This window comes from Robinsoniella sp. RHS (assembly GCF_001029355.1).
In the GTDB taxonomy this organism is placed as follows: domain Bacteria; phylum Bacillota; class Clostridia; order Lachnospirales; family Lachnospiraceae; genus Robinsoniella; species Robinsoniella peoriensis.
Map to the genome: position 1 here is coordinate 1 of NZ_JNGB01000071.1, position 6,035 is coordinate 6,035.

Here is a 6,035-nt window from a genome sequence, read left to right on the forward strand (position 1 = left end):
CATTTGAATCAGATAATGTAAGCCAGTTCGCAATTGCTTGGAATGGTGAGGATACAACAACAGAATATACATACGATGATGACCAGGTGACGGTAAAGGCTGTTTTAAGTGAAGCGGGGATACTTCCCAGAGGAGCAGAACTGAAAGTTGTCCCGGTAGTAGACAAAGAGGAACTGGATAGAGTAGAGAGCCTGTTAAATAACAATGCAAAAGCAGAAGATGATACAATAACAGGATTTCTGGCATATGATATTAGTTTTGTAAAAGATGGTGTTGAGGTGGAACCTTCCGGTGAAGTGGCAGTGACTATGGATTTTAAAGAAGGAGTCAAACCGGAAAAAACAACAAAGAGTAATGCTGAAAAAGCAGAAAACAATGCAGAACAGAATGTTACGGTATACCATTTTAATGAAAATGGCAATCAGGATATAAATGTTGAAGAAATTAAACATGCCTCAGTAGATGTTAATAATAAAGCTGAAGTGGTAACAACCAATTTTCAAGTTAACAGTTTCTCAATATTTACGTTAGTTTGGAAAAATACTGCTGGTTCGGGTCAAGCGAATACAACGCAGAGTTTGAAAATTCACATTGTTGATAAAAAGGGAAATGATTTAATGAATGAACCTATTAGTTTTCAACATAAGACAGCAGTATCCTGGCCACAGGCTTCACCCAGTCAAATCAGTGAATGGATTCAGAGTGAAGATATGGATAATCATAAGACACTTGAAAATAAATCTTTTTGTCGTGCATATATGACTTCTGATTCATGGGGGGGACAAAAAGATGTCAGCAATGTAATGCTCTGGAAAAATGAAAGTAACAACGGATGGCAGGTAAAGTGGAGTTCAAATGACGAAGCATACAATGTGCAGCCAGGCGATGAATTATATTTTGAATATACTGACAATCTTAAAACAGTTGATACCATCGACAGCAATAGCAAGGGCATTGAATTGAATATGTTTAACTATAGAGTTGATAAGCATCAGTTCTCGGGCGGGGAATGGAATGAAACTACTGCCGGCCGCGGCGTTAAACAGGGGATGGTCCAGAATAAATTAGATGCAGATGGCTATCCTGTGTTTAGTAAAGAGTTTGGTCAGGCAATTAAAAAATCCGGAAGTAATAAGGATCTCAGAGGAACTACTTTAAAAGAATGGTTTAATCCACAGGGGAGCTACACCACTCAGGCAAATGCAAACCATTTATTTTTACAAAGTGTATATGATGAGAGTAAGTACTTTTACTATAGCAGTTTTGATAATTATGCTTATTTAAATCAGACAGGTGATAATGCAGGTGATTTTACTGTTTATCAACAGATTGGAACACCGGATAATGCAAATCAATTATATTATCAGCGTGGTAACTTTATGCCGTACAATAATATAGCAAATGGAAAACTTAGTAAAAATAAAAATTACTACGACGAACAGGGTAACCAATTAGACAAAAATGATTCCCGGTATGGAGAAGAATTATATCTTACCCAGGGAAAAACGTATCACTTTGGCATGAATATGAGCGCTTCCTTTGCACAGCCGCAAAATGGAATGGTAGATGGAAGTCCAATGGTTTTTGAATTTAACGGCGATGATGATATGTGGGTTTTCATCGATGGCGTTCTGGTGTTAGATATTGGCGGTTGTCATGATGCCCGCAGCGGAAGCATTAATTTCAAAACAGGAGATGTAAAGGTTCAGGGAGTTGCAGATACAAATATAAAAGCTTTATTTCAGAAAGCAAAGGCAGATACCTCTAAATTTGTAGAAGGCGGGAACTATTTTAAAAACTATACAGCTCATGAAATTAAGATATTCTATATGGAGCGTGGTGCAGGAGCATCTAACTGTAAGTTGAAATTCAATATTCCGGCAGTTCCTAAGGGAAGTGTAAATGTTACAAAAGAAATTGGTAATATAAATGAAGGATCATTCAGTGATGTAAACTTTAACTTTAAACTTTATGTAGAAGATGAAAATGGAGATGTAACGCGCGATAATGATAATACAAAGTATAGCTTGGTTACAAATGGGGCATATACACTTATTGATGGAAGTAAGATAAAAGAAATGCAGACTGACCTTAATGGCAGTTTTACTTTAAAACATGGTCAGACAGCTCAGTTTACCCAGTTTGATATGGGCAAAAAGTATTTTGTGGAAGAAACGGATGTTATTCAGAGCCAGTATGATGAATTTGAAGTGAATGGTGTAAAGTTAACGACAGAGAATGGTTCCATAATTGAAGGAGACGAAGGATCAGATAAATATATTGTCAGAAGTCAGGCTTTGCTGGTTGGAACAGACCTTACCGTTAACTTTCAAAACTTCTGTACAGGAGATAACCTGCAGGATCTGGTAATTGAAAAAGTGTTAATTTCAGGATCTTCAGAAGATATTTATGAATTGACGGTTACTGTCGGAGGTCATTTATTTGAAGGTGAATTTATTCGAAATGAAGCAAAAGAAGATGAAAACCGTGAGCAGGCAGTCAAAGGAAAGATATATGTAAAAGCAGGTGATAAAATCAGGATTCCCAAGATTCCGTCAGGAACCAGTTTTGAAGTAAAGGAATCTAATTTAAATGAACTCAATCAGGCATTTACAAAATATGATAAAGAAAACTATAAAGTAGTAAATGCAGAAGTTCTGGCGACTGATGAAAAAGCTTCCGGAAAATTATTGTTTAAAAAGAATGCAGAAGTTATTGTTACGAATACCTTGCTGTTAGGAAATTTGACAATTAAAAAGACTATAGATACTGTAAATTATGACAATGGTGATCCGATTTTTACATTCCAAATTAAACATTTAGAAACGGGAAAAGTGTTTGAATATACAATGCGTTTTAAAAAAGATGAAGCGTTAACACAGACAAAAACCTTCGAACTTTTACCCCTTGGAAATTATGAAATAACTGAGTTAGAAACGATTAGATATGAATGTGTAGGTGGAAATGTAAAACAAACAGAATTAAAGAAAACTGCATTAAATCAGACAGTAGCATTTAAAAATATTCGTACGAATCCGGATAACTATTCCCATACAGATGTGGTAAATAATAAATTTACCATGGACAAAAATGGTAATATTGTAATTACTCCGGATCAGTTGGGAAAGTCAGAGAATAAAGAAAATTAAGGAGTGGATAAGATGAATCGATTTATAAAAAATAAAAAAGCATTGATGGCCACTCTGGTTATGGTATGTGTGGCAGCAATAGGTATTACCGGTATGACAATTGCGTTATACTCGGACGTTTCTACGGTAAAAGAAAATACTTTTACCGTTGGAAATGTAACAACTGATATTGAAGAAAACATTGTTGCATCAGAAGGTATTAAAGAGCCCACAGTGAGAAACACAGGTAAAAATGCATGCATTATTCGTATGAGAATGACTATATCTCCTCAGAGTGCAGAGAGTAATGTAGGTGTCTCTGGCGGAAGCAAAGATGTATTGTGGATTTATAATGAAAAAGATGGGTTTTATTATTATAATGCCGTTGTTCAGCCGGGAGAAAGCACACAGGCATTATTCAGTAAATATGAAATAAAAGATCCGGCAAAGTTTGAACCATTTGATATGACATTATACCAGGAAGCGGTGCAGGCAGAAGCTGTTAATGATGCAGGAGATGTAATTTCTGCATTAGACAAAAATGGGAATTTTAATGTGGAATCAGCAAATAAAATATGGAAGATTTATAGTGCTGAATAAAGTATATTTATGTTATTTAAATGCAAAATACGACAAAAAAGTTAGAAGCTTGGAGGAAAAGAGATGTTAAAAAAAGTATGTGGGATATTAAGTTCTTTATTATTAATTATATTAGCATTAGTTGCAGCAGCGTTAATTGTACCACACTTTTTTGGATATCAAACGATGGCAGTCTTAAGCGGAAGTATGGAACCCAACATAGGTGTGGGTTCCATTGCTTATGTAAAGGAAGCTCCGTTTGATGAATTAAAAGTGGGAGATGTAATTAGTTTTCATATGGGAATCGATACGGTGGTAACACATAGAATAAAAGATGTGGATCAGGAGAACCAGCTAATCACAACAAAAGGTGATGCAAATGAAGTACAAGATGCCGAACCGGTAGCAGCACCCAGCATTATCGGTAAGGTGGGATTTCATATTCCGCTCATGGGATATATCAGTATTTATGCTAAAACACCGCTTGGAATAGCGGGGATATGTGCCGTATTTATAGTGTTAATTCTGCTTGTTTTTTTACCTGAAATTTTCAGTAAAGACGAGAAAAAAGAAAATAAAAAAGATAGTAAAAAAGAATAAAAAAGTATCATGGAATTATCTCTGTATGACCAGTGTGTGACTGGATTGTTATATACTGGATACATAACATAGGAAGTCGAAAAGAACTTATAAATGGATAGAAAGAATAGGAGATAATGAGATGAAGAAAAAAAGTTTAGTTACGATGGTAGCAGCAGTTTGTTTGACAGGTGTAGTAATGGTTGGAGCAACTTTAGCGTACTTAACAAGCACGACAGATGTAGCACAAAATACATTTACAGTTGGTAAAGTAGAGATTGATTTAAATGAAAAAACCGGTGAAACGAATGAAGATTTTACGAAAGAAACAGAGTGGAATGATACGACCGATGGTAAGAATATGTATCCGGGACAGGAAGTTGCTAAGAGACCGGTAGTTACAGTCAATGCTGATTCTGCTGACTGTTGGGTGTATGTACAGGTAAGCGGAGCAGATGAATTAGTAAGTAAGAACTTTACTATTGATGGATGGAATACAGACTGGATTAAGACAGATGAAACTATAAGCTTAGATGGTATCTACAAATATAAAGATAAAGTATTAAAACAGAACAAAAATAATATACTTCCGGCTGTATTTACAAGCGTTAAATATAATGAAAAGGCAGAGGGTAATTTAGAAGGTACTGTTGGGACAGTAAATGTTGTTGCAGCTGCAATTCAGGCTGATGGTATTGATGAAGCAAAAGCACTGGAAGAAGCTACTGCACAGTTAAGTAAAGCATTAAATCCAGAGGCATAGACAACGAAAACATCATTAAATCAGCATATAATTTATTGTAAATATACCCCAAATATAACACTAAATATAACCACGGATATAATAAAGAGAGGATAGGTAAATATAATTATGAAAAAGAAAAAAATATTAACTATGGTAGCAGCAGTAGCATTAGTAGCAGTAATCGGAGTAGGGGCAACTTTAGCATATTTCACAGATAAAGACAGTAAAACAAACGTTGTAACAATGGGAAAAGTAGATATCGATTTAGAAGAGCCGGAGTTTAGTAAAAATCCGGATGATACAATTACGGACGTAAAGCCAAATCAGAGTATTGTAAAAGACCCTAAAATTACAGTAGCAGAAGGTTCTTTAGAAGCATATGTACGTGCCAAAATTGAGTTTGAAGGTTTAAGTGAAAAACAAATTAAAGATATTTTACCATTGATTGATATTGATACTCAAAAATGGTTTTTATCAACAGACGGATACTATTATTATCAGGCTCCAATGAAGGCTGGGGCATCAGATTATCTGTTCCAAACCGTAAAAATACCGGAAAACTGGGGCAATGAAGTATCTGGTTTGACATTTAAGATTAATGTTTTTGCAGAAGCTATTCAGGCTGATAGCTTTACTCCATATTCAGAACGTGGTTTAATTATGGGATGGAAAGATTCAGAAGGAAATGATATTCAGGCAGAAACAAATAAAACAGTTCCAACAGAAGTACAGTAAACAGGATAGCAATTAGCAGTAAATACTCACTAGAGCGTGTTTGAAATTCATCGCCTGATCTGATAGCTCCGCTAATCAGGGTGCAGCCGTGCAAATTAAGAACGTATCCCCACTACGCCGCCAATTTTGCACTGCCCTCCCGCAAGGTGGAGCAGTCAGCCGCATACGGGCAGTGTGAAAACACGCTTGAAGTTTATAAAATAACAAACTTCAGCAGCTTATTATATCAGCGGGAAAATCAGCCTGATGGCTCAACGGAAGAAAGGAAT

At 35.7% G+C, this 6,035-nt stretch carries 5 protein-coding genes; all 5 read left to right on the top strand.

What is annotated here, in order from left to right; genetic code table 11:
* Positions 1-3,149, top strand: a 3,149-nt coding sequence (locus tag RHS_RS20975; protein ID WP_047834270.1) for a fibro-slime domain-containing protein, incomplete at its 5' end; no start/stop codon positions are given.
* A gap of 12 nt (positions 3,150-3,161) precedes the next feature.
* Positions 3,162-3,728: a SipW-dependent-type signal peptide-containing protein gene (locus RHS_RS20980; RefSeq protein WP_047834271.1), complete on the top strand. Its 567-nt coding sequence runs from the start codon at positions 3,162-3,164 to the stop codon at positions 3,726-3,728.
* 63 nt (positions 3,729-3,791) lie between these two features.
* A complete protein-coding gene (locus RHS_RS20985) occupies positions 3,792-4,307 on the top strand; it encodes a signal peptidase I (RefSeq protein WP_047834272.1) in 516 nt (171 codons plus the stop codon).
* 121 nt (positions 4,308-4,428) lie between these two features.
* Positions 4,429-5,049: a SipW-dependent-type signal peptide-containing protein gene (locus RHS_RS20990; RefSeq protein WP_047834273.1), complete on the top strand. Its 621-nt coding sequence runs from the start codon at positions 4,429-4,431 to the stop codon at positions 5,047-5,049.
* A gap of 108 nt (positions 5,050-5,157) precedes the next feature.
* A complete protein-coding gene (locus RHS_RS31560) occupies positions 5,158-5,766 on the top strand; it encodes a SipW-dependent-type signal peptide-containing protein (protein ID WP_052430722.1) in 609 nt (202 codons plus the stop codon).
* Positions 5,767-6,035: the final 269 nt, after the last annotated feature.